This is a genomic window from Pyxidicoccus trucidator, assembly GCF_010894435.1.
Classification (GTDB): Bacteria; Myxococcota; Myxococcia; order Myxococcales; family Myxococcaceae; genus Myxococcus; species Myxococcus trucidator.
Genome location: NZ_JAAIXZ010000014.1, coordinates 305,653 through 324,094 on the forward strand (window position 1 = coordinate 305,653; position 18,442 = coordinate 324,094).

At 69.4% G+C, this 18,442-nt stretch carries 17 protein-coding genes; 14 read left to right on the forward strand and 3 right to left on the reverse strand.

Annotated elements, in window-relative coordinates; translation table 11 throughout:
* Window positions 1-39: 39 nt before the first annotated feature.
* The 13 genes from G4D85_RS33830 to G4D85_RS33890 all read left to right on the forward strand — a co-directional run bounded on the left by G4D85_RS33830 (window position 40) and on the right by G4D85_RS33890 (window position 11,008).
* Entirely contained in the window at window positions 40-738 is a 699-nt protein-coding gene (locus tag G4D85_RS33830; protein ID WP_164018196.1) for a CoA transferase subunit A, read from the forward strand.
* A 7-nt stretch (window positions 739-745) separates the two neighbouring features.
* Window positions 746-1,402: a CoA transferase subunit B gene (locus G4D85_RS33835; protein ID WP_164018197.1), complete on the forward strand. Its 657-nt coding sequence runs from the start codon at window positions 746-748 to the stop codon at window positions 1,400-1,402.
* Between the two features lie 60 nt (window positions 1,403-1,462).
* Window positions 1,463-1,858, forward strand: coding sequence for a TIGR02266 family protein (locus tag G4D85_RS33840; protein ID WP_164018198.1), 396 nt, complete (start codon window positions 1,463-1,465; stop codon window positions 1,856-1,858).
* Window positions 1,859-1,895: 37 nt separating this feature from the next.
* Complete coding sequence (locus G4D85_RS33845; protein ID WP_164018199.1) at window positions 1,896-3,191, forward strand: class I SAM-dependent RNA methyltransferase; 1,296 nt, start codon at window positions 1,896-1,898, stop codon at window positions 3,189-3,191.
* A 247-nt stretch (window positions 3,192-3,438) separates the two neighbouring features.
* Entirely contained in the window at window positions 3,439-4,836 is a 1,398-nt protein-coding gene (locus tag G4D85_RS33850; RefSeq protein ID WP_164018227.1) for a VWA domain-containing protein, read from the forward strand.
* 50 nt (window positions 4,837-4,886) lie between these two features.
* Entirely contained in the window at window positions 4,887-5,363 is a 477-nt protein-coding gene (locus G4D85_RS33855; protein WP_205525826.1) for a hypothetical protein, read from the forward strand.
* Complete coding sequence (locus G4D85_RS33860) at window positions 5,360-5,977, forward strand: hypothetical protein (protein ID WP_164018201.1); 618 nt, start codon at window positions 5,360-5,362, stop codon at window positions 5,975-5,977. Before G4D85_RS33855 ends, G4D85_RS33860 begins: the two co-directional genes overlap by 4 nt.
* Before the next feature lie 90 nt (window positions 5,978-6,067).
* Window positions 6,068-6,589, forward strand: a complete 522-nt coding sequence (locus G4D85_RS33865) for a hypothetical protein (RefSeq protein WP_164018202.1) — start codon at window positions 6,068-6,070, stop codon at window positions 6,587-6,589.
* A 73-nt stretch (window positions 6,590-6,662) separates the two neighbouring features.
* Entirely contained in the window at window positions 6,663-8,051 is a 1,389-nt protein-coding gene (gene miaB, locus G4D85_RS33870) for a tRNA (N6-isopentenyl adenosine(37)-C2)-methylthiotransferase MiaB (RefSeq protein ID WP_164018203.1), read from the forward strand.
* Between the two features lie 50 nt (window positions 8,052-8,101).
* Window positions 8,102-8,617 carry a gamma carbonic anhydrase family protein gene (locus tag G4D85_RS33875; RefSeq protein ID WP_164018204.1) on the forward strand — a complete coding sequence of 172 codons (516 nt, stop codon included), beginning with the start codon at window positions 8,102-8,104 and terminating at the stop codon, window positions 8,615-8,617.
* Window positions 8,618-8,654: 37 nt separating this feature from the next.
* The gene (locus G4D85_RS33880) at window positions 8,655-9,125 is read left to right on the forward strand and encodes a Crp/Fnr family transcriptional regulator (RefSeq protein ID WP_164018205.1); all 471 of its coding nucleotides are present in this window, start codon (window positions 8,655-8,657) and stop codon (window positions 9,123-9,125) included.
* A 28-nt stretch (window positions 9,126-9,153) separates the two neighbouring features.
* Complete coding sequence (locus tag G4D85_RS33885) at window positions 9,154-10,179, forward strand: hypothetical protein (RefSeq protein WP_164018206.1); 1,026 nt, start codon at window positions 9,154-9,156, stop codon at window positions 10,177-10,179.
* Window positions 10,180-10,195: 16 nt separating this feature from the next.
* A complete protein-coding gene (locus G4D85_RS33890; protein ID WP_164018207.1) occupies window positions 10,196-11,008 on the forward strand; it encodes a DedA family protein in 813 nt (270 codons plus the stop codon).
* Window positions 11,009-11,119: 111 nt separating this feature from the next.
* On the opposite strand, the gene G4D85_RS33895 is transcribed toward G4D85_RS33890, so the two are convergent.
* Complete coding sequence (locus tag G4D85_RS33895; RefSeq protein ID WP_164018208.1) at window positions 11,120-11,521, reverse strand: hypothetical protein; 402 nt, start codon at window positions 11,519-11,521, stop codon at window positions 11,120-11,122.
* A 157-nt stretch (window positions 11,522-11,678) separates the two neighbouring features.
* Here G4D85_RS33895 and G4D85_RS33900 point away from each other — a divergent pair, with 157 nt between their 5' ends.
* The gene (locus G4D85_RS33900) at window positions 11,679-14,066 is read left to right on the forward strand and encodes a patatin-like phospholipase family protein (protein ID WP_164018209.1); all 2,388 of its coding nucleotides are present in this window, start codon (window positions 11,679-11,681) and stop codon (window positions 14,064-14,066) included.
* A 32-nt stretch (window positions 14,067-14,098) separates the two neighbouring features.
* Here G4D85_RS33900 and G4D85_RS33905 read toward each other — a convergent pair whose 3' ends face one another.
* Both G4D85_RS33905 and G4D85_RS33910 read right to left on the reverse strand, forming a co-directional pair.
* Entirely contained in the window at window positions 14,099-14,791 is a 693-nt protein-coding gene (locus G4D85_RS33905; protein ID WP_164018228.1) for a RibD family protein, read from the reverse strand.
* Between the two features lie 124 nt (window positions 14,792-14,915).
* Window positions 14,916-18,442 (reverse strand): non-ribosomal peptide synthetase (locus tag G4D85_RS33910; protein ID WP_164018210.1); only part of this gene is annotated, 3,527 nt, incomplete at its 5' end.

The window sequence follows — 18,442 nt, forward strand, 5'->3', positions numbered from 1 at the left end:
CCAGCGGGCCTTCACCCCGTTCCACATGCGGGAGGGCGGATGAACAAGGTCTACGCGAGCGCGGACGAGGCGGTCGCCGACATCCCCGATGGCATCACGCTGATGAGCGGCGGCTTCGGGCTGTGCGGCAACCCCGAGAATCTCATCGAGGCGATTCACAGGAAGGGCGTGAAGAACCTCACCATCATCTCCAACAACTGCGGCACCACCGAGCTCGGGCTCGGCATCCTTCTTCAGAACAAGCAGGTGAAGAAGATGGTGTCCAGCTACGTGGGAGAGAACAAGGAGTTCGAGCGGCAGTACCTCTCCGGCGAGTTGGAGGTGGAGCTGAACCCGCAGGGCACGCTGGCGGAGCGCATCCGCGCGGGTGGCTGCGGCATCGGCGGCTTCTTCACCCCCACGGGCGCCGGGACTCAGGTGGCCGAGGGCAAGGAGTCGCGGATGATCGACGGCCGGCTCCACGTGCTGGAGACGCCGCTGAAGGCGGACTTCGCCATCATCCACGCGTGGAAGGCGGACACCTGGGGCAACCTGGTGTTCAACAAGACCGCCCGGAACTTCTCGCCGATGATGTGCATGGCCGCGAAGACGACCATCGTCGAGGCCGAGCACATCGTGGAGCCGGGCCAGTTGGACCCGGACCTGGTGCACGTCCCCAGCATCTTCGTGCACCGCATCGTCCAGGCGAAGAACCTCCAGAAGTGGATCGAGCGGCGCACCGTCCGCAAGCAGGCGTGAGGAGCCCATGCCACTGACTCGTGAACAGATTGCGATGCGCATCGCCCAGGAGCTGAAGGACGGCTTCTACGTCAACCTGGGTATCGGCATCCCCACGCTCGTCCCCAACTACATCCCGGCTGGCGTGGAGGTGGTGCTCCAGTCGGAGAACGGCCTGCTCGGCATCGGCCCGTATCCCATTGCAGGCCAGGAGGACCCGGACCTCATCAACGCCGGCAAGGAGACGGTGACGACGGTGAAGGGCGCGTCGTTCTTCGACTCGGCGCTGTCGTTCGGGATGATCCGCGGCGGCCACATCGACATGGCCGTGCTGGGCGCCATGGAGGTCTCCGAGGAAGGCGACCTGGCCAACTGGATGATCCCCGGGAAGATGGTGAAGGGGATGGGCGGCGCCATGGACCTCGCGGTGGGTGCCAAGCGCATCTACGTGGCCATGGAGCACGCCAACAAGGAAGGCCAGCCGAAGATCCTCAAGAAGTGCTCGCTGCCGCTGACGGGCCTCAAGTGCGTGCACCACATCGTCTCCGACCACGCCTTCATCGACGTGACGCCGGAGGGGCTGGTGCTGCGCGAGGTGGCCCCGGGCGTGACGGTGGAGCAGGTGAAGAAGCTGACGGAGCCGACCCTGAAGGTCGCCCCGGACGTGCGCGAGATGAAACTCTGAGCGTCCGAGGCTAAGGTGCGCCCCGCGGGTGCCGTTTCCGGCCCGCGGGGGACTCCATCCATGGCCGACACTCCGCAGAAGACCCACCCCAGCGACCGCGCGCCGCGCCTCGAGTACGAGCTGCCGGTGGCCTACAGCAGTGTGTCCGGCTTCGTGACGGACTGGGCCGTCAACCTGTCGCGCGGCGGCCTGTACATCAACACCGACAAGCCGCTGCCGGTGGACACCGTGGTGCGGCTGCTGGTGACGCTGCCCGGCGCGCACTTCCCGGTGGAGCTGAAGGGCCGGGTGACGCGCACCAATGCGCTGGGGGCTACCTCTGGCAGCCAGTCGCCGGGGATGGCGGTGGAGTTCGTGGACGTTGATGACGACAAGCGGTCGCGTATCGGGGAGTTCGTGGAGCGCCTGCGCACGGAGTTCCCCCAGGACGACGAGCCGACTGCCAATCGGAAGTGACGGGCGACGCTCAGGGCGCCGCCCACCGAGCCCCTGAATGACGACGCTGCCCGAGACTCCCATCCAACTGACGATTGAGCGCCTGGGCCAGCTTGGCGAGGGCGTGGCCTCCTGGCAGGGGCGCACCGTCTTCGTGCCGGGCGCATTTCCCGGCGACACGGTGCGCGTCCATCTGGAAGCCCAGGGCCGCGTGCTGCGCGGGCTGCTGCGGCAGGTCGTGTCCCCCGGGCCGGACCGCCGCGAGGAGCCGTGCCCCTGGGCAGGCGAGTGCGGCGGCTGTGACTGGCTGGGGCTGAAGGAGCCCGCCCAGCGGGCCGCGAAGCAGGAAATCGTCCTCTCCACGCTGGAGCACCTGGGCCACCTGCCGAGGGAGTCCTTCACCGTGCGCCCGCTGCTGGTGGCGCCCCGGGACTGGGGCTACCGGCGCCGCGCGGTGCTGCACCCCACGGGCAAGGGGACGCTGGGCTACTTCGGCCGGCGCAGCCATGAGCGCGTCCCCGTGTCCGAGTGCGGCGCGCTGACGCCCGTGCTGACGGCGCTGCCGGGCAAGCTGGCCCCGCTGCTCAAGCCGCTGGCGAAGGACACCGAGGAGGTGCTCCTGCTGGCGGAGGGGGAGAAGGCCGCGTTCGCGGTGAACCTGTCGGGGTCGGTGACGGCGCGGCACCTGGAGGCGGCGGAGGCCGCGGTGCGGGCGCTGCGACTGGAGGGCGCGGTGCTGGTGCCGAAGGAGGGCTCGCCGCGCGTGCTGGGGAAGCCGGCGCTGCGCTCCTATTCGCCGCTGCGGCCGGAGGTGCCCCTGTACCTGCGGCCGGACGCCTTCGCCCAGGCTCATGCCGAGGCCAACGTGGGGCTCGTCACGGCGGCGGTGTACGAACTGGGCGCGCGGGACGAGGACTCCGTGCTGGAGCTGTACTCGGGCAACGGCAACTTCACCTTCCCGCTGGCGGCGGGCTCGGCATCCGTGCTGGGCGTAGAGTCCTCGCCCGTGGGCGTGGAATTGGCCCAGCGCAGCGCGCGCGAGGGTGGGGTGGGGAACGTGCGCTTCATCCAGGGCGACGCGCGCAAGGCGTGCGACGGGCTGGTGGCCGAGGGCCGGAAGTTCGACGTGTGCCTGGCCGACCCGCCGCGCGCGGGGGCTCCAGGGCTGGCGAAGTGGATGACGGCCCTGGGCGTGCGCCGGGTGGTGTACGTGGCGTGCGACCCGGCCTCCCTGGCCCGGGACGCCGCGGGGCTGGTGGAGGCGGGCTACAAGCCGCTGGCCCTGCAGGTGGTGGACATGTTCCCCCAGACGCACCACGTCGAGGCCGTCATGTCCTTCGAGCGGGGCTCCTGAACCCACACTCCGTGTGCTGGTTGGGCCTGGCGTGAGGCACCGACGGGTTCGGAGGGGGCTTCTGGCCTGCTCCGGTCCATTCTCCAATGCCGGCAGGGTGTTGGCGCGGTCGGGCCAACATAGGAATAGTCTGCAATTCAGTAAATTTTAGTGGTTACACCGCGTGTACCAGGAAGGCAGGCGACCGCCTGCTGGCGCTCGGTGCATTCCGGATTGCGCCGGAGCCGTGCGCGGACATGATGGTCGGGTGGATGCCCGCATCGTCGAGTTCGCCGAAGTGCTTCGCCAGAACGGGGTGCGAGTCAGCACGTCCGAGGTCCAGGACGCCCTGCGCGCCACCACCGAGGTGGGGCTGAAGGACCGGGGGCTGTTCCGCTCCGTGCTCCGCACCACGTTGGTGAAGCGCGAGCTGGACGTGGACACCTTCAACCGGGCGTTCGACTTCTACTTCTCCGGCGCGGCGAGGACGTTCGAGGCCATCGACAAGTCGCTGGCGGACCAGCTCCGGGAAGAGGGCTACCTGGAGGGCGACCTGCTGAAGATGGTCATCATCCAGATGCACCAACTCCTTCCGGAGATGTCGCCGCTGGCGCAGGCCATCCTCGAAGGAGACCGGGCGAAGCTCGCGCAGATCTTCCGGATGGCGTCGCTCCAACTCGACCTGTCGCGGATGGAGAGCCCGCTGCAGGCCGGCTTCTTCTCGCGGCGGATGATGGCGGCGGCGGGCATGGACAAGGCCCGCTCCGACATGAAGTCCCTGGAGGACGAACTGCGCTCCCGGGGGCTGGCGCCGGAAGGGGTGGAGATCGTCTCGCGCCACGTGGCGGCGGCGATGCGGAAGATTGAAGACGCCGCGCGCCAGGAGGTGAAGCGCCAGGCCGAGGCGCGCATCCGCCGCCGCACCGACACGGTGCAGGACAAGCCGCTGCATCTGCTCACCCAGGCGGAGGTGGACCAGATGGAGTCCGCCGTGCGGACGCTCGCGGAGAAGCTGCGCAGCCGGCTCATCCGCAAGCAGCGTGCGCACCGCCGGGGGGCGCTGAACGTGCGCCGCACGCTGCGCCGCAACATGCCGTGGGGAGGGGTGCCCATGGTGCCCGTGTTCCGCCGCCGCCGCCCCGAGCGCCCGGAGCTGGTGGTGCTGTGCGACGTGTCCGACTCGGTGCGGAATGCGTCGCGGATGATGCTGTTGTTCATGCACACGCTGCAGTCGCTGTTCGTGCGCGTGCGCTCGTTCGTCTTCGTGTCCGACGTGGGCGAGGTGACGCAGTACTTCAAGGACCTGGACGTGGCCGAGGCCATCGACATGGCCACCGCGGGCAAGACGGTGTCCCTGAGCGCGAACTCCAACTACGGCCGCGCGCTGGCGGACTTCACCCGGGACCACCTGGGCAGCATCACCCGCCGCACCACCGTCATGGTGATTGGCGACGGGCGGAACAACTACAACGCGAACAACGCCTGGGCGCTCAAGGACCTGCGCCGCAAGGCGAAGCGCCTGCTGTGGATCTGCCCCGAGGAGCGCGGCAACTGGGGCATCGGCGACAGCGAGATGCTGACGTACGAGAAGCACTGCCACCAGGCCGTCGTGGTTACGTCCGTGTCCGACTTGGCCCGCATCGCGGACCAGCTCGTTCCTGCGTGATGCTGAGGGATGGCGAGATCTCATTGCCTCGGTGGGAAGCCCTGCTGGGAGTGGTGGCCGTCCTGTTGGCCAGCACGGGGCTGGTCGGGTGTGTCCATGGGAGCAATTCCGTCGCTGGACGCATTTCCCCGGAGCATTTTCGCTTCAAGACGGTCGTCACTCTGGACAGCCAGACGCTTCCTGATGGGTGGAGAGCCGTCTGCATCATTGCGCGCATCACGGAGGGCGACTCGGGAGCCACCGACGTCTGTAAGTTCGAAGTGGGCCTGCCCCTACGCAATGCCCAGCGAGGAGATGTTCCCTTGATGGATGCCCGGTGGATCTCGGCGGAGCTGGCGAATCATGCCGCCCGCTCGGTCCTGGCTGAAGCACGGCCGGGAGAGATGATCGCCGTACACTGCATCCAGTTCAAACGGCGCTACGAGCGGATGCTCAAGGACGAGATTGCCGGTGCCCGCGTCTCGGAGTGCCGCACCCCGGGGATTGAGACCGTGCACTTCGATATCCCAATGGAGTCCAAGCGATGATGGGCCTGACACAGGATGACCTCGTGCGCCTGGCCCAGCAGTTCTACCCAACAGGGTTTCCTCCCGAGGAGGATGACGCCAGCGAGTCCATCCCCGCGCACCACCGCACCCCGGAGCACGAGCGCTTCATCGCAGCCTGGAAGAAGGCGCTTGAATGGAAGGAGTGGGGGGCCTTCCTGGAAGAGCTTCGGGTCGTGTTTCCGGAGTATTCCATCGGCGGAGGGACACAGCCCTTCGTATCCGCATGCCTTCGCTGCCAGCTCCTCAAAGTGGAACCGCAGCCGGACGGAACCAGGCTGGTGACCCGGTGGGCCGTTGCCGTCAGTGTCCTGGCCCCGCTGTACATCGTCTACGTGACGACCCAGACGTGGTACCCCACGGGGCGCGCCTCTCGCCCCTCTCTAACCCTGGAGCCTCGGAACGGAAGCAAGCTCCAGGCGGACCTGTTGGAGCGCAAGGCGGAGCGCATGCTGAACTGCCGCCCATTTCCACTGTCCCTGGCGAGAGTGCCTCTGCAGGGCCTCCGCATCGGACAGCTCAACTACCTCAGCACCGACCCAGCACCGACCCTGCTGGACGCCTTCTTCACCGATGACCTGGCCAACCTGCCCTGACGCACCGTCGAGGCTGCCTGGGGCGGCGCCTTTCGACCATCAGAACGCGACAACGGCCGCGTCCAGGCTGTTAGATGCGAGAGCAATCCCATGGCACCCTCCTTCTTCGACGACGCGGGCTATCAGGACGTCCGGAACCTCGAGCGCTCCTCCAACATGGACGCCGCCGATGACCGCACCCTTCGCATGGCGTCCCTGCCGGTGGACGGCCCCCTGCTCGACGCCCTGGTCCGCTACCAGCAGGCCTACCTCTCCCACGCGGAAGCGGGGCAGGGGACGGAGGCGCTCGGCACCGCCCACACCGAGGCGCTGACCGCCTCCGGCCTGGACTCCCGGAAAGCCGAGCTGGGCACCGCCATGCTCCGCGCCTTCAGTGGCCGGCGATGGGCCGCCTGGAAGCTCCAGGACAAGCTGCGCGAGGTGGAGGGCACCTCCGGCCCCCAGGCCGACGAGCTGCGCACCCGCCTCCGCGAGGAGCTGACGAAGCAGGAGCGCGCCACCGAGGCCCTCGCCCGGCGCTACGGGCCGGACACCCTGGCCCTTCTGCGCGCCCGGGAGGCGGAACTGTTGGACCTGCACACCCGGATGGCGCGCCTGCTCAGTCGGGGATGAACCGGACCGTCCGCCCGGTTGCATTCCGCGCCGAGCCATCGCATAAGGGCACGTTCTTACTCAGGGTTCTGACATGAAGCGCTACTTCATCCACACCTTCGGCTGCCAGATGAACGTCAACGACTCACTTCGCATGAGCGAGGTGTTGGCGAAGATGTCCTACGAGCCGACTCCGGTGCCCGAGAACGCGGACCTCATCATCCTCAACACCTGCGCCATCCGCGAGAAGGCGGAGGACAAGATGCTGTCCGCGCTGGGCCGCTACAAGCCGGTGAAGGCCAGCCGGGGCGCCCTCATCGGCGTGGGCGGGTGCGTGGCGCAGCAGGAGAAGGACAAGCTCCTCAAGAAGGTGCCGTACCTGGACTTCGTCTTCGGCCCCGACAACATCGCGAAGCTGCCGGACATCATCGGCCGCGTCTCCGAGGACCGCGCCCGCGTGGTGGAGGCCGCCTTCGTCCACTCGGAGGAGTACGTCTTCCCCCGCGCCGACCCCGAGACATCGCGCGGCAAGGTCACCGAGTTCGTCACGGTGATGAAGGGCTGCGACAACGTCTGCTCGTTCTGCGTGGTGCCCCACACCCGTGGCCGCGAGGTCAGCCGCGCCTTCCCGGAGGTCCTCCTGGAGGTCAACGACCTGGCCAAGGTGGGCGTGCGCGAGGTGACGCTCATCGGGCAGAACGTGAACTCGTACGCGGGCGGCATCTCCTTCGCCCAGCTGCTCCTGCGCACCGCCGAGGTGCCGGGCATCGAGCGCGTGCGCTTCACCACCAGCCACCCGCACGACCTGTCCGACGAGCTGATTGAGGCCTTCCGCATCCAGCCGAAGATTGCTCCGCACTTCCACCTGCCCGTGCAGTGCGGCAGCGACCGCATCCTGAAGATGATGCGCCGCGACTACACCGTGGTGCAGTACCTGGAGCGGCTGGAGAAGCTGCGCGCCGCGCGGCCGGGCATCGCCGTCACCACCGACATCATCGTGGGCTTCCCCGGGGAGACCGAGGAGGAGTTCGAGATGACGATGAAGCTGACCGAGCAGGTCCGCTACGACAACCAGTTCTCCTTCGTCTTCAGCCCCCGGCCCAAGACGGGCGCGGCGCTGAAGGAGAACGACTGGGGCCCCGTGCCGCACGAGGTGAAGATTGCCCGCCTGGAGCGCCTGCAGAAGCTGCAGCGGCGCATCAGCACGGAGACCACCGCGGCCCTGGTGGGCTCGGAGGTGGAGGTGCTGGTGGAGGGCCACTCGCGCTACGACGCCACCAAGCGCTTCGGCCGCACGCCGGAGAACCGCACCGTCAACTTCGACGGGGACGCCCCCACCGGCGCGCTGGTGAAGGTGAAGGTGGAGCGCTCCACGCCCAACGCGCTCGCCGGCCAGCAGCTGGCGGTGCTGTCCCTGCCCACCGTGGAGCCGCTGCCCATGGCTCCGGCCGCCTCGCCCTTCCACGTCATCGCGGAGGCGTAGCGCGTCGTCTGTCCGTCGTCCCGCCGTTCCGTCGCAACCGAGGTGACGTCATGGCTTTGAGGCCGTTCCGCGGGGTGTCCCCCCGCGTGCATCCGAGCTGCTTCGTGGAGGACTCTGCCCAGGTGGTGGGTGACGTGGAGCTGGGCGAGGACTCCTCCGTCTGGTTCAACGCCGTGCTGCGGGGGGACGTGAATCCCATCCGCATCGGCAAGCGCACCAACATCCAGGACCTGTCCCTGGTGCACGTCACCAGCCAGGAGCACGGCACCCACGTGGGGGACGACTGCACGGTGGGGCACCACGTCATCCTCCACGGCTGCATCGTGGGGAACCGGGTGCTGGTGGGCATGGGCGCCACCCTCATGGACGGCGTCGAGGTGGGGGACGAGTGCATCATCGGCGCCGGAACCCTGCTGACCCCTGGGACGAAGGTGCCGCCGGGCTCCCTGGTGGTGGGCTCTCCAGGCAAGGTGAAGCGGCCGATTACCGAGGAGGAACGGGAGTTCCTCCGCCTGTCCGCCCAGCACTACGTCCAGCTCGCCGCGGAGCATCGCGCCAGCCGCTGACTCGCGAGCCCGTGCGCCCCGTGTTAGGACTTTCCGCATGGCTTTAGTGCCCGCTACCACCCTCAAGGCGTGCCCGATCTTCAAGGGATTCACCGACACCGGCATCCAGATCTTCGCCGGCGTGGCGGTGCCCCGGGCCTTCCCCAAGGGCACTGCCCTCTTCACGGAGGGCAAGGCAGGGGAGTCCCTCCTCATCGTCGGAGAGGGCACCGTGCGGCTGAGCGCGAAGAGCGCCTCGGGCGACGAAGTGGCCCTTGGCGAAGTGGGGGCCGGCGAGCCCCTGGGAGAGCTGGCCCTCGTCCAGAAGGGCGAGCGGCTGTGCACCGCCACCGCCGTCACCGACGTGTCCGCCCTGGAGATTCGCGCCTCGGACTTCCAGAAGCTCCTGGCTTCCAAGCCGCAGGCCTGCGTGAAGCTGCTGATGGGCATCGTCGCCCACTTCGGTCAGAAGGCGCGGGACAACCGGGACATGCTGCGCACGCTCGTCGGAAAGGCGCCGGCCGCCTGACGGGGCCGTGGTAGCGTGGGGCCCGGCAATGCGTGCCCCCCTCCTGGCCATCTTCATCCTGCTCGGGGCCTCCGGGCCCGTGCTCGCGCAAGCCCGGACGCGTCCTTCCGCACCGGCCGCTCCGGCTCCGGTGGAGGACTGGTTCACCCGGGTGTACTCGCCCGCTGGCCTCGAGGTGCGCGCCGACACGCGCGTCTTCACCCTCTTCGCCCTGCTGAACCGGGTGGGGTACGACGCCGGTGCGAAGTACCGCGAGCACCCCGTGCCCGCCTTCCGCTACGGCCCGGCCCGCACCCGCGTGCGCGAGGCCCTGGCTGCGGCCTCCCCCACGGTGGTGGCGGAGGCCCAGGCCTACTTCGACGCGCACCCGGTGCCGGTGGAGGACTACCTGGCGCGGGTGCTGGGTGGGGCGGACGCTCCCGGCGCGGCGCGCGGGCTGGACGGGCTGGAGGCGCTGCTGGACCGCGTGGAGGCCGAGTGGCCCGTGGCGACCCTCCGGGAGGAGACGCTGGAGGTGTACCGCGCGGAACAGCGGGCCTGGCTGCCTCTGTTGGATGCGCCCCTTCAACAGGCCGCGCGACTTCTGGGCCTGCCAGAAGGCAAGCCGGCCCTGGAGGTGGTGGTTAATCTGCTCGACGCGGAAGGCAGCCTGCGGCGGGTGGAGACAGGGCGCGGGTGGGTGTTGGTGGTAGGGCCGTCCACCCGGCGGCCCGAGATGGAGCCGGTGGTGCGGGAGTTCGCCCGGGGGGTGCTGTCCTCCCGTATGGGCGCACGCCTGGAGAGCAGGTGGGCGAGCGGGGCAGGGGTGCTGCGAGAGGCACGGGTGGCGGGGGCGGGGGAGTCGACAGTGGGAGATTACGGGGTCGCTTTGCTGAGCCGGGCGCTGGCGCTGGTTGCCACGGAAGCCCAGGAAGCGGCCTATGAGGCGGCCGGACGCCAGGGCTACTTCGGTTTGAAGAGCCTGGCCCGGAGTTTTGACGACTCGCGCCCGGTTGATGCGTGGGCGCTGGATGGGCTGGCCCGGGTCGTCCCCGGGCAGGCTCTCCGGAAGTGAACGGACGGGACAACGCGTGCAAGAACTCCTCACCAACCTGCTCGGCGATGCACAGGGCTTCATCGCCTACGCCACCGTCTTCGGCATCCTGGTGGCCTGTGGCCTGGGCGTTCCTCTTCCCGAGGACATCTCGCTCATCCTGGGAGGCTTCCTGGCGCACAAGGGTGCCGCCAGCCTGCCGGTGATGATGGCGGTGGGCTTCGCCGGCATCCTCGTCGGTGACAGCCTCATCTTCTTCGCCGGCCGTCGGCTGGGCGGGAAGCTGGGCCGCGACGAGGGCAAGGCTGGGGGCTTCTTCGCCCGCATCGTCACGCCCGAGAAACGCGCCCGGGTGGAAGGGCTGTTCGAGAAGCACGGGCAGAAGATTGTCTGCATCGCCCGCTTCATGCCCGGCGTGCGCGCGGTGACGTACTTCACCGCCGGCTCCGTGGGCATGTCCTACTGGCGCTTCATCTTCTGGGACGGCCTGGCCGCGCTGCTGTCCGCGCCCGTGTTCGTCTGGCTCGGCTTCCACTTCGGCAGCGAGCTCGACAGCCTCATCGACACCTTCAAGGAAGGTCAGTACGTCGTCATGGCGGTGCTGGCGGTGGGCGGCATCGGCTACTTCCTGTGGCGCCGCAAGCGTCAGGCGGCCCTGCGCGCCAGGACTCTCGGCACCCCGGCGGTGGACCCCGTCGCCGTGCCCGCCCGCGTCCAGGAGACGGTGGCCGCGCCCCTGCGGAACTCCGCAACGGGCAAGAACGAGCCCCTGTTCGAAGTCCCATCCGTGAGCGCGGCTCCGGAGAAGGTCTCCTCGTCCGAGCCCGTGCGCGAGCTGCAGAAGACGTAGTCGCCAACCCCGCTGTCGTTGCCGCCGGCATCAAGGGCCTCGCATCCTCGGAACGTCTGTTTCGAGGGGAGCGAGGCCCTCTTCGTTGCGGGGCTTGGACCGCGGTCCCTGTCAGGGCGCCTTGGGCTCGTAGAACGAGTACTTGTGCAGGGTGACGGCGGTGCACTGTCCCGCGGCGTCGTAGTCGAAGCGCAGGAAGTCGTCCGTCTGGATGGACAGCGCCGCGGTGACGAGGTTCGGCGACGTGCTCGAACACGACACCTGCGTGCCCGCCGAGTTGCGGGCCACGCAGTTGATGGACGTGCCCACGGTCGTCGCGGAGATGGAGCAGCCGATGTACTGCAGGACGTCCGCGCTGTTGCGCGCGCTGCCGATGGCACCCTCCGCCTTGCGTGCCACGGTGTTGATGACCACGGGCAGCACGATTCGATCACCGGCGAGCGCCACCGGACCCGCCAACACCACTCCGACTGCTGCCGCGGCCATCCACTGCTTCATCGTCTTCGTCTGCATGGTCCCCCTCCTGGGGTGTGAGTCGCCCCGGATTCGGTCCGGGGCGGACCCACACTAGGAGTGAGGTGGTGCCTGTCAAAGAAGGTGGTGCGCGTCTCCTTCGCGTCCACCCATCCCCGGGTTGCGGGTGTCAGGGGGACAGGCAAGGCTCGGGCTGATGCCACGAGCCAACCTTCTTGCGTGTGCCGTCGTCCTCCTGTTCGCGGTGTCCGCGTCCGCACAGGCGCCGGATGCCGGCTCCGCGGCCGACGGGGGCCTTCCCCCGGAGGACGTGCGGCGGGTGTACATGGGCACGGAGTTCCCACCCGGCAACGTCGCGGACACGGGCGCGGCGCGCGCGCTTGCCACCGCGACGGAGCAGAGCGCTCCGGCCATCGTCGTCAGCGGCGGCATCAGCCTGGGGGCCTACCAGGCGGGGTTCATCTCCACGCTCGTGCGGTTCTGGAGCGTCGCACGCCGGGACGCCCGCGTGGACGACCCGATGCCCCGGGTGTGGACGGGCGCTTCCGCCGGCGCGGTGAATGCACTGCTGGGCGGGCTCGCCTCATGCGATCCGGCGTTCGAGCAGGACACCTGGTCCCCCGAGCAGAGCCTGTTCTGGACCGTCTGGGTGGACGAACTGGACCTGGACGCGCTGCTGCCCAGGGAGGACCGGGACCGGGACGACCACCTCTTCAGCGCGCCCCACATGCAGCAGACGCTCGCCCTCATCGAGGCGCAGGCGGCGATGCCCCGCTTCCGGAAGGACTGTTCCTTCGCCTTCGGCATCACCGTGACCAACCTGCGCGGGCGGGACGTCCCCTTCGGAGGGGGAGGCCCCGACTCCAGGGCGCAGCTCAAGCGTGTCACCGAGAAGCTCGTCGTCCAGGTGTCGACGCAGCAGGACGGGACGCTCATGGCCCGGACGCCGTACCTGGGCGAAGGGGCACCGGGCGCCAGCCCGCCCTACATCGCGATAGACCCGATGGAGTCGCACCACTACCCCGCGCTTGGCGAGCGGCCGGAGCGGCTGGAGGGCGGTCAGCCGGTATCCCTCAAGAACCTGCTGCTCACCCCGCAGGCCTCGGGCGCCTTCCCGCTGGCCTTCCCACCCGTGCCCGTGTCCGTGTCGTTCTTCGACGAGGACCAGTGGGGCCCGCTCCAGGCCCTGCGGTTGGTGGATGGCGGCTTCCTCAACAACAACCCGCTCGACCTGGCGGTGCGGCTCGGGGAGCGGTGGGTCGAAGGCGCGGAGACGGGCTTCAATCGCTCCCGCTTCCCCGTCGTGTACCTGGACCAGGACGTCGTCGACTGGAAGTGGGCGAAGCCCCCGGCTCCGCCCGAGGGCTCGCTCAGCCCGCTGGAGGAGACCTACTTCCAGCACCTGGGCACGCTGATGAACGCGGCGCGGGACAGCGTCGTGCTCGACACCCTGGAGCACGACACGAATCTCTCCGGGCGCGTCAAGATTCCGCGGCGCAGCTCCGTGCTCCCCTCGGAGTACCAGTTCGCGATGATGGGGTTCTTCGACCAGCGCTTCCGCGAGCATGACTTCTATCGCGGCATGCAGGACGCCATTCGCTTCCTGTCCACGCAGCTCACGTCGACGCGCGTCGTGGAGACCCTGGTGCCCCGCGTCCCGGACGAGCCCGTGCGGACCCGGGAGCTGCGGGTCCTCGCGGTCCTCGGCATCTCCTCTCAGGGCTTCCAGTGCATGACCGGAGGTGCCTGCGACGGCGCGAAGGACGGGGAGCAGCTCACGAGGCTCCGCCAGGCGATGGACGCCCTGACGGCGCGCGCGCAACAGGAGACGCTGAGGCAGGCGGACGTCGACGACCTCCTCGGAGCGCTCGGCGACGCGGGGTATCGCTACAGCACCGGCGTCATGGGGGAGACCCTGGCATCCGGGACGCGGAACGACCTGATGCGGGCCCGCGATCGCATCGGCAAGGCCTTCCACGACCTGGTCTCGAATCAGAAGGGCGGGTTGAGGGTGGCCCTGCGCCCAGCCGGCGCCGCGTTCCTGGATGACTGGCTGACGTACTCGCCTCCGCGGCATGCCGTCACCCTGGGCCTGAGCCGCCAGCGCGGCCTGGGGCTGGGACTGGAAGCGCCCGTCGTGGCCTTCGAGCACCGGCCCGAGGAGGGCGTGTACGACCGCAGCGAGCTGCGGCTGGGTGGCGAGCTGTCCGGGTTCGGCGTGAGGGACATGGACCAGCTCACTCCCAACAAGACGCGCTGGCGCTGGGTTTCTCTCGGGGCCTACGCGGACTGGGTCTCCGACATGGATGGCTTCTCGGGGCGGGTGAAGTGGCTCCAGGCCGGCCCTTTCGTCCGGCTGCGGATGGGGCTTGGGACTTCCGGTGGCTACCTGCGCGATCCCGAGGCGCTCGCGTTCAACGTCCTGGAGGCACGGCTCGGCGTGGACCTCATGGAGAAGGTGGGCCTGCGGCTGGCGATGCCCCTGTACCTGCTCAGGTTCCAGGGGGGAGAGGTCCACCACGGAACGCCCAAGTTCTTCAAGGAGACCTCCCTGGGCGTCGAGGTGCTCTTCACCTGGTGGTGAGCCGCGACGAGGCGCCTCGATGGAGCGCTACCTCAGCGCTTCACCTTGTACCGCAGCCAGATGAGGTCCTCCTTGCGCTTCCGGGCCGACAGCAGCTCGAGCTTGCGCGCCGGGCCTCGGCCCTCCCTGGCGTCGAACAGTGACGGGGTGCCGATGCTTCCGTCCGCGACGGGAGCGAGCAGCAGGCTCAGCTCATCAATCAGGTCCGCGGCCAGGAAGGAGCCGTTGATCTTCCCGCCTCCTTCGAGCAGCAGCTTCTTGATGCCGAACTCCCGGGCGAGCTTCTGGAGCACCCGCTTCAGATTCAGATCCTTCTTGCCTCCGAACAGATAGGAGACGCCCTTCTCCTGGAGGAAGGCGAGGTAGTCGTCCGAGACCTGCTCGCTCAGGACCGTGATGACGTGCTCCTCGTCGATGGAGCTCGACTTCCAGGTGAGCTTGCCGGACGGGTCGAGCGCGATGGCGTAGTGCCCGGCCTCGCGGTTCGCGATGAAGTCCTTCCGGGGAATCGGCTCACGGCTCTTGCGCTTCGGGACTCTCGCCTTGCCGGCGTAGGGCTCCATGGAGACCCGGCCGATGATCCACGCCTCCGCACCGAAGGTCTTGGCCGTGCGCTCATATTCGGCCGTGCTGGTGCTCGAAAGGTCCCAGTGTCTGGTCACGATGCGACCGTCCACCGCGGGCACCATGTGGCAGATGACGTACGGCCGTGACGCTTCGCCCATCGCTCGTCTCTTGTCCTGACTCATGGACCGGACGATGTCACAGGGGAGGGGCCGGGACGGAAGCGACGTGGGCGGGAATGTCCGGGAGGCTGCTCCTGGGCGAAGCAGCCCCCCGGGTGAACGGTCAGCGCGCCGTCTTGAGGGCTTCGCGCAGCCGCTCCGCGAGCTCACTCACTCCCGGCGCACGGAGCAGGCTGTAGTGGTCGCCGGGCAGCAGGTGCCGCTCCAGCGCGTCACCCACCAGTGCCGACCAGCCTCCGTCGCCCGGCAGACCCTCCGCGTCGTCCTTCGCCTTGAACAGCACCACGCGGCCCTCGGTGGGCATGGCCTGGTAGCGCCGAGAGGCACGCAGGTTGGCCTCGAACACGCGGAACAGGGCGCGCACGTGGTCGGTGTCCATGCCGGGCGGCAGGGCTCCCGCGCTCGCTGCAAGCTGGAGCAGCCGTTCCAGCAGCGCGTCCGGCTCCAGGCCCGTGAGCGACTCCAGGTCCAGGGGCAGGTCCGCCAGTGACGCGCCCATCAGGTCACGCGCGAACAGGAGCGCGAGCTGGAGCCGGTCGGGCTCGGGCTCCGTCGCCACGGACACCGCCGGGACGTAGGAGTCGATCAGCGTCACCAACGCCACCTGCTCGCCGCTCACCCGGAGTTGTCGTGCCATCTCGTAGGCGATGACGCCGCCCATCGACCAGCCTCCCAACCGGTAGGGCCCGGACGGCTGCACGGAGCGAATGGCCTTCACGTACCCGGCGGCCATTTCCTCCACGGACTCCGCGGGCGGAGTGACGCCGTCCAGGCCACGGGCCTGCAGGCCGTAGAAGGGCTGGTCCGGGCCGAGGAGCCGCGCCAGCTCGGCGTAGGCGAGCACGTTGCCTCCCACCGGGTGGACGCAGAAGAACGGCGCCGTGCCTCCGGTGCCAGGCGTTCCGAACGGCACCAGCGGCGAGGACGTCTCCAGGCCGCCAGCGCGCAGCAGCGTCGCGAGCTGCTCCACGGTGGGTGCCTGGAAGAGCGCGGCCAGCGGGAGCTGGCGTCCCGTGGCCTCGCGCATGGCCGCCATGAGGCGCACGGCCAGCAGCGAGTGGCCTCCCAGCTCGAAGAAGTTCGCGCGCACTCCCACGGGCTGGATGCCAAGCACCTGCTCCCACGTGCGGGCCAGCACCAGTTCCAGCGCATCCCTGGGCGCCACATGGGCCGCCGTGGGCGTGTCGATGGCCTGCGGTGCCGGCAGAGCCCTCCGGTCCACCTTGCCGTTGGCCGTCAGGGGCAGGGTGGACAGCGGCACGAAGGCGACGGGCACCATGTACTCGGGCAGGTGCTGGCGCAGGTGGCTACGCAGGCTGGCGGTGTCCACCTCCGTGGGCGCCACGTACGCGACCAGGCGCTTGTCGCCGGGAACATCCTCCCTCGCCAGCACCACGGCGTCCTTCACGGCCGGGTGCGTGCGCAGGGCGGACTCCACCTCGCCCAGCTCGATGCGGTAGCCGCGCACCTTCACCTGGAAGTCCAGGCGGCCGAGGTACTCCAGCGTCCCGTCCTGCCTCCAGCGGGCCTTGTCGCCGGTGCGGTACAGCCGCAGACCGGGCTCGGTGCTGAACGGGTCTGGGACGAAGCGCTCCGCGGTGAGCTCCGGGCGGCCCAGGTAGCCGCGCGCCACGCCTTCGCCCGCGAGGTACAGCTCTCCCGGCACTCCCACCGGCGTGGGCCGCAGCTGTGCATCCAGGACGTAGGCCCGGGTGTTGGGCAGCGGCTGGCCGATGACGGGCACCTGCACGGACGAGTCCTGCACGCACCACGTCGTGGCGTACACGGTGCCCTCCGTCGGGCCGTACGCGTTGACGGCGCGCGTGCGGCGGGTGCGCGACAGGGCCTGCCAGAGGGACAGGTCCATGGCCTCACCCGCGCAGACCACCAGGCGCGGCACATGGGTGCGCTCCAGCAGTCCGGCCTGGAGCAGCAGGTGGAGCTGCGCGGGCGTGCAGTCGAGCACGTCCACCCGCTGCGCCTCCAGCCACGCCAGCATCTCCTCCGGGTCCTTGCGCGTGTCCTCCGGCAACAGGCACAGGCAGTGCCCATCGGCCAGGTGGATGAGCTGCTCCACGGACACGTCGAAGAAGAGCGGCGCGTTGAGGCTGACCCGCAGCCCTCGCGGCTGGCCCGCGTAGAGCGTCCGCGCCGTGGCCTCGTGCAGGTGGAGCACCGAGCGGTGCTGCACCATGACGCCCTTCGGAGTGCCCGTGCTGCCTGACGTGTAGATGACGTACGCGAGGTTCTCCGCGCGCACCGACGACGGGACATCACTCTCCGGCAGGGCCGCCAGTCGCGCCGCCTCGGTGTCGAGGCAGAGCAGGTGACGGACCTGGGGTCGCCACGCGTCGGCCAGGGCCTGCACGGTGAGCAGCACGGAGGCGCCGCAGTCCTGGAGCACGAACGACTTGCGCTGCGCGGGCGCAGCCGGGTCGATGGGCACGTAGGCCCCACCTGCCTTGTGCACCGCCAGCAGGGCGACGATGGCGTCCGGCGTGCGCTCCAGACACAAGCCCACCGTGACGTCGGGCCCCACCCCCAGCGAGCGCAGGTGCGCGGCGAGCTGGTTGGCGCGAGCATTGAGTCGCGCATACGAGAGCGCCGAGTCCCCCAGCACGACGGCGGGGGCGTGCGGCGTACGACGTGCCTGCTGCTCGAAGAGGGTGTGGAAGCAGCCGTCGCGCTGGAAGTCGGCGGCGGCTCCATTCCACTCCACGAGCACCTGCTGGCGCTCCTCCGCCATCTGCAAGGGCAGCGCGGTCAGCGGGGCATCCGGTGTGGCCAGGGCGCCTTCCAGCAAGAGCTGGAGCCGGGCGGCGAGGAGCACGGCCGTGGAGGGCTCGAACAGCTCGGTGCTGAAGATGAGCCCGCCGCGGTAGCCATCCGGCGCCCGCGTGAGGCCGAGCTCCAGCTCGAAGCGGCTGACCGTGGACTCCACATCCACGCCTCGCAGCGTCAGCTCGGGCAGTGACAGTCCCGCGTCTGGCGTGTTCTGCAGGACGAAGAGCACCTGGAACAGCGGCGTGCGGCCCAGGTCTCTCGACGGGTGCAGCTCCTCCACCAGCTTCTCGAAGGGCACGTCCTGGTGCTCGTACGCGCCCAGCGTGGTGTCGCGCACCTGGGCCAGCAGCTCACGGAAGGTGAGTGCCGACGTGAAGCGCGCGCGCAGCACCAGCGTGTTGACGAAGAAGCCGATGAGGCCCTCCGTGCTCGCATGGCGCCGGCCCGCGATGGGCGAGCCCACCAGCACGTCGTCCTGACCCGAGTAGCGCTGGAGCACGGCCTGGAACGCAGCCAGCAGCAGCATGTAGGGCGTGGCGCCCTCGCGTTGCGCCAGTGCCTCCGCGGCTTCCGTCAGTGCGAGCGGCAGGTGCATGGGCACCGAGGCTCCCGCGTGCGACAGCGTTGCCGGCCTGGGCTTGTCGGTGGGCACCTCCAGCGACTGGGGTGCACCGGCGAGCAGCAGCTTCCACCAGTCGAGCTGGGCCCGGAGCGTGTCGCCCGCCAGCCACTGGCGCTGCCAGACGGCGTAGTCCGCGTACTGCACCGGCAGCTCCGGCAGCGGGGACGGCGCGCGCTGACGAAGGGCCTCGTAGAGCGCGGCCAGCTCGCGCACCAGCACGCCGA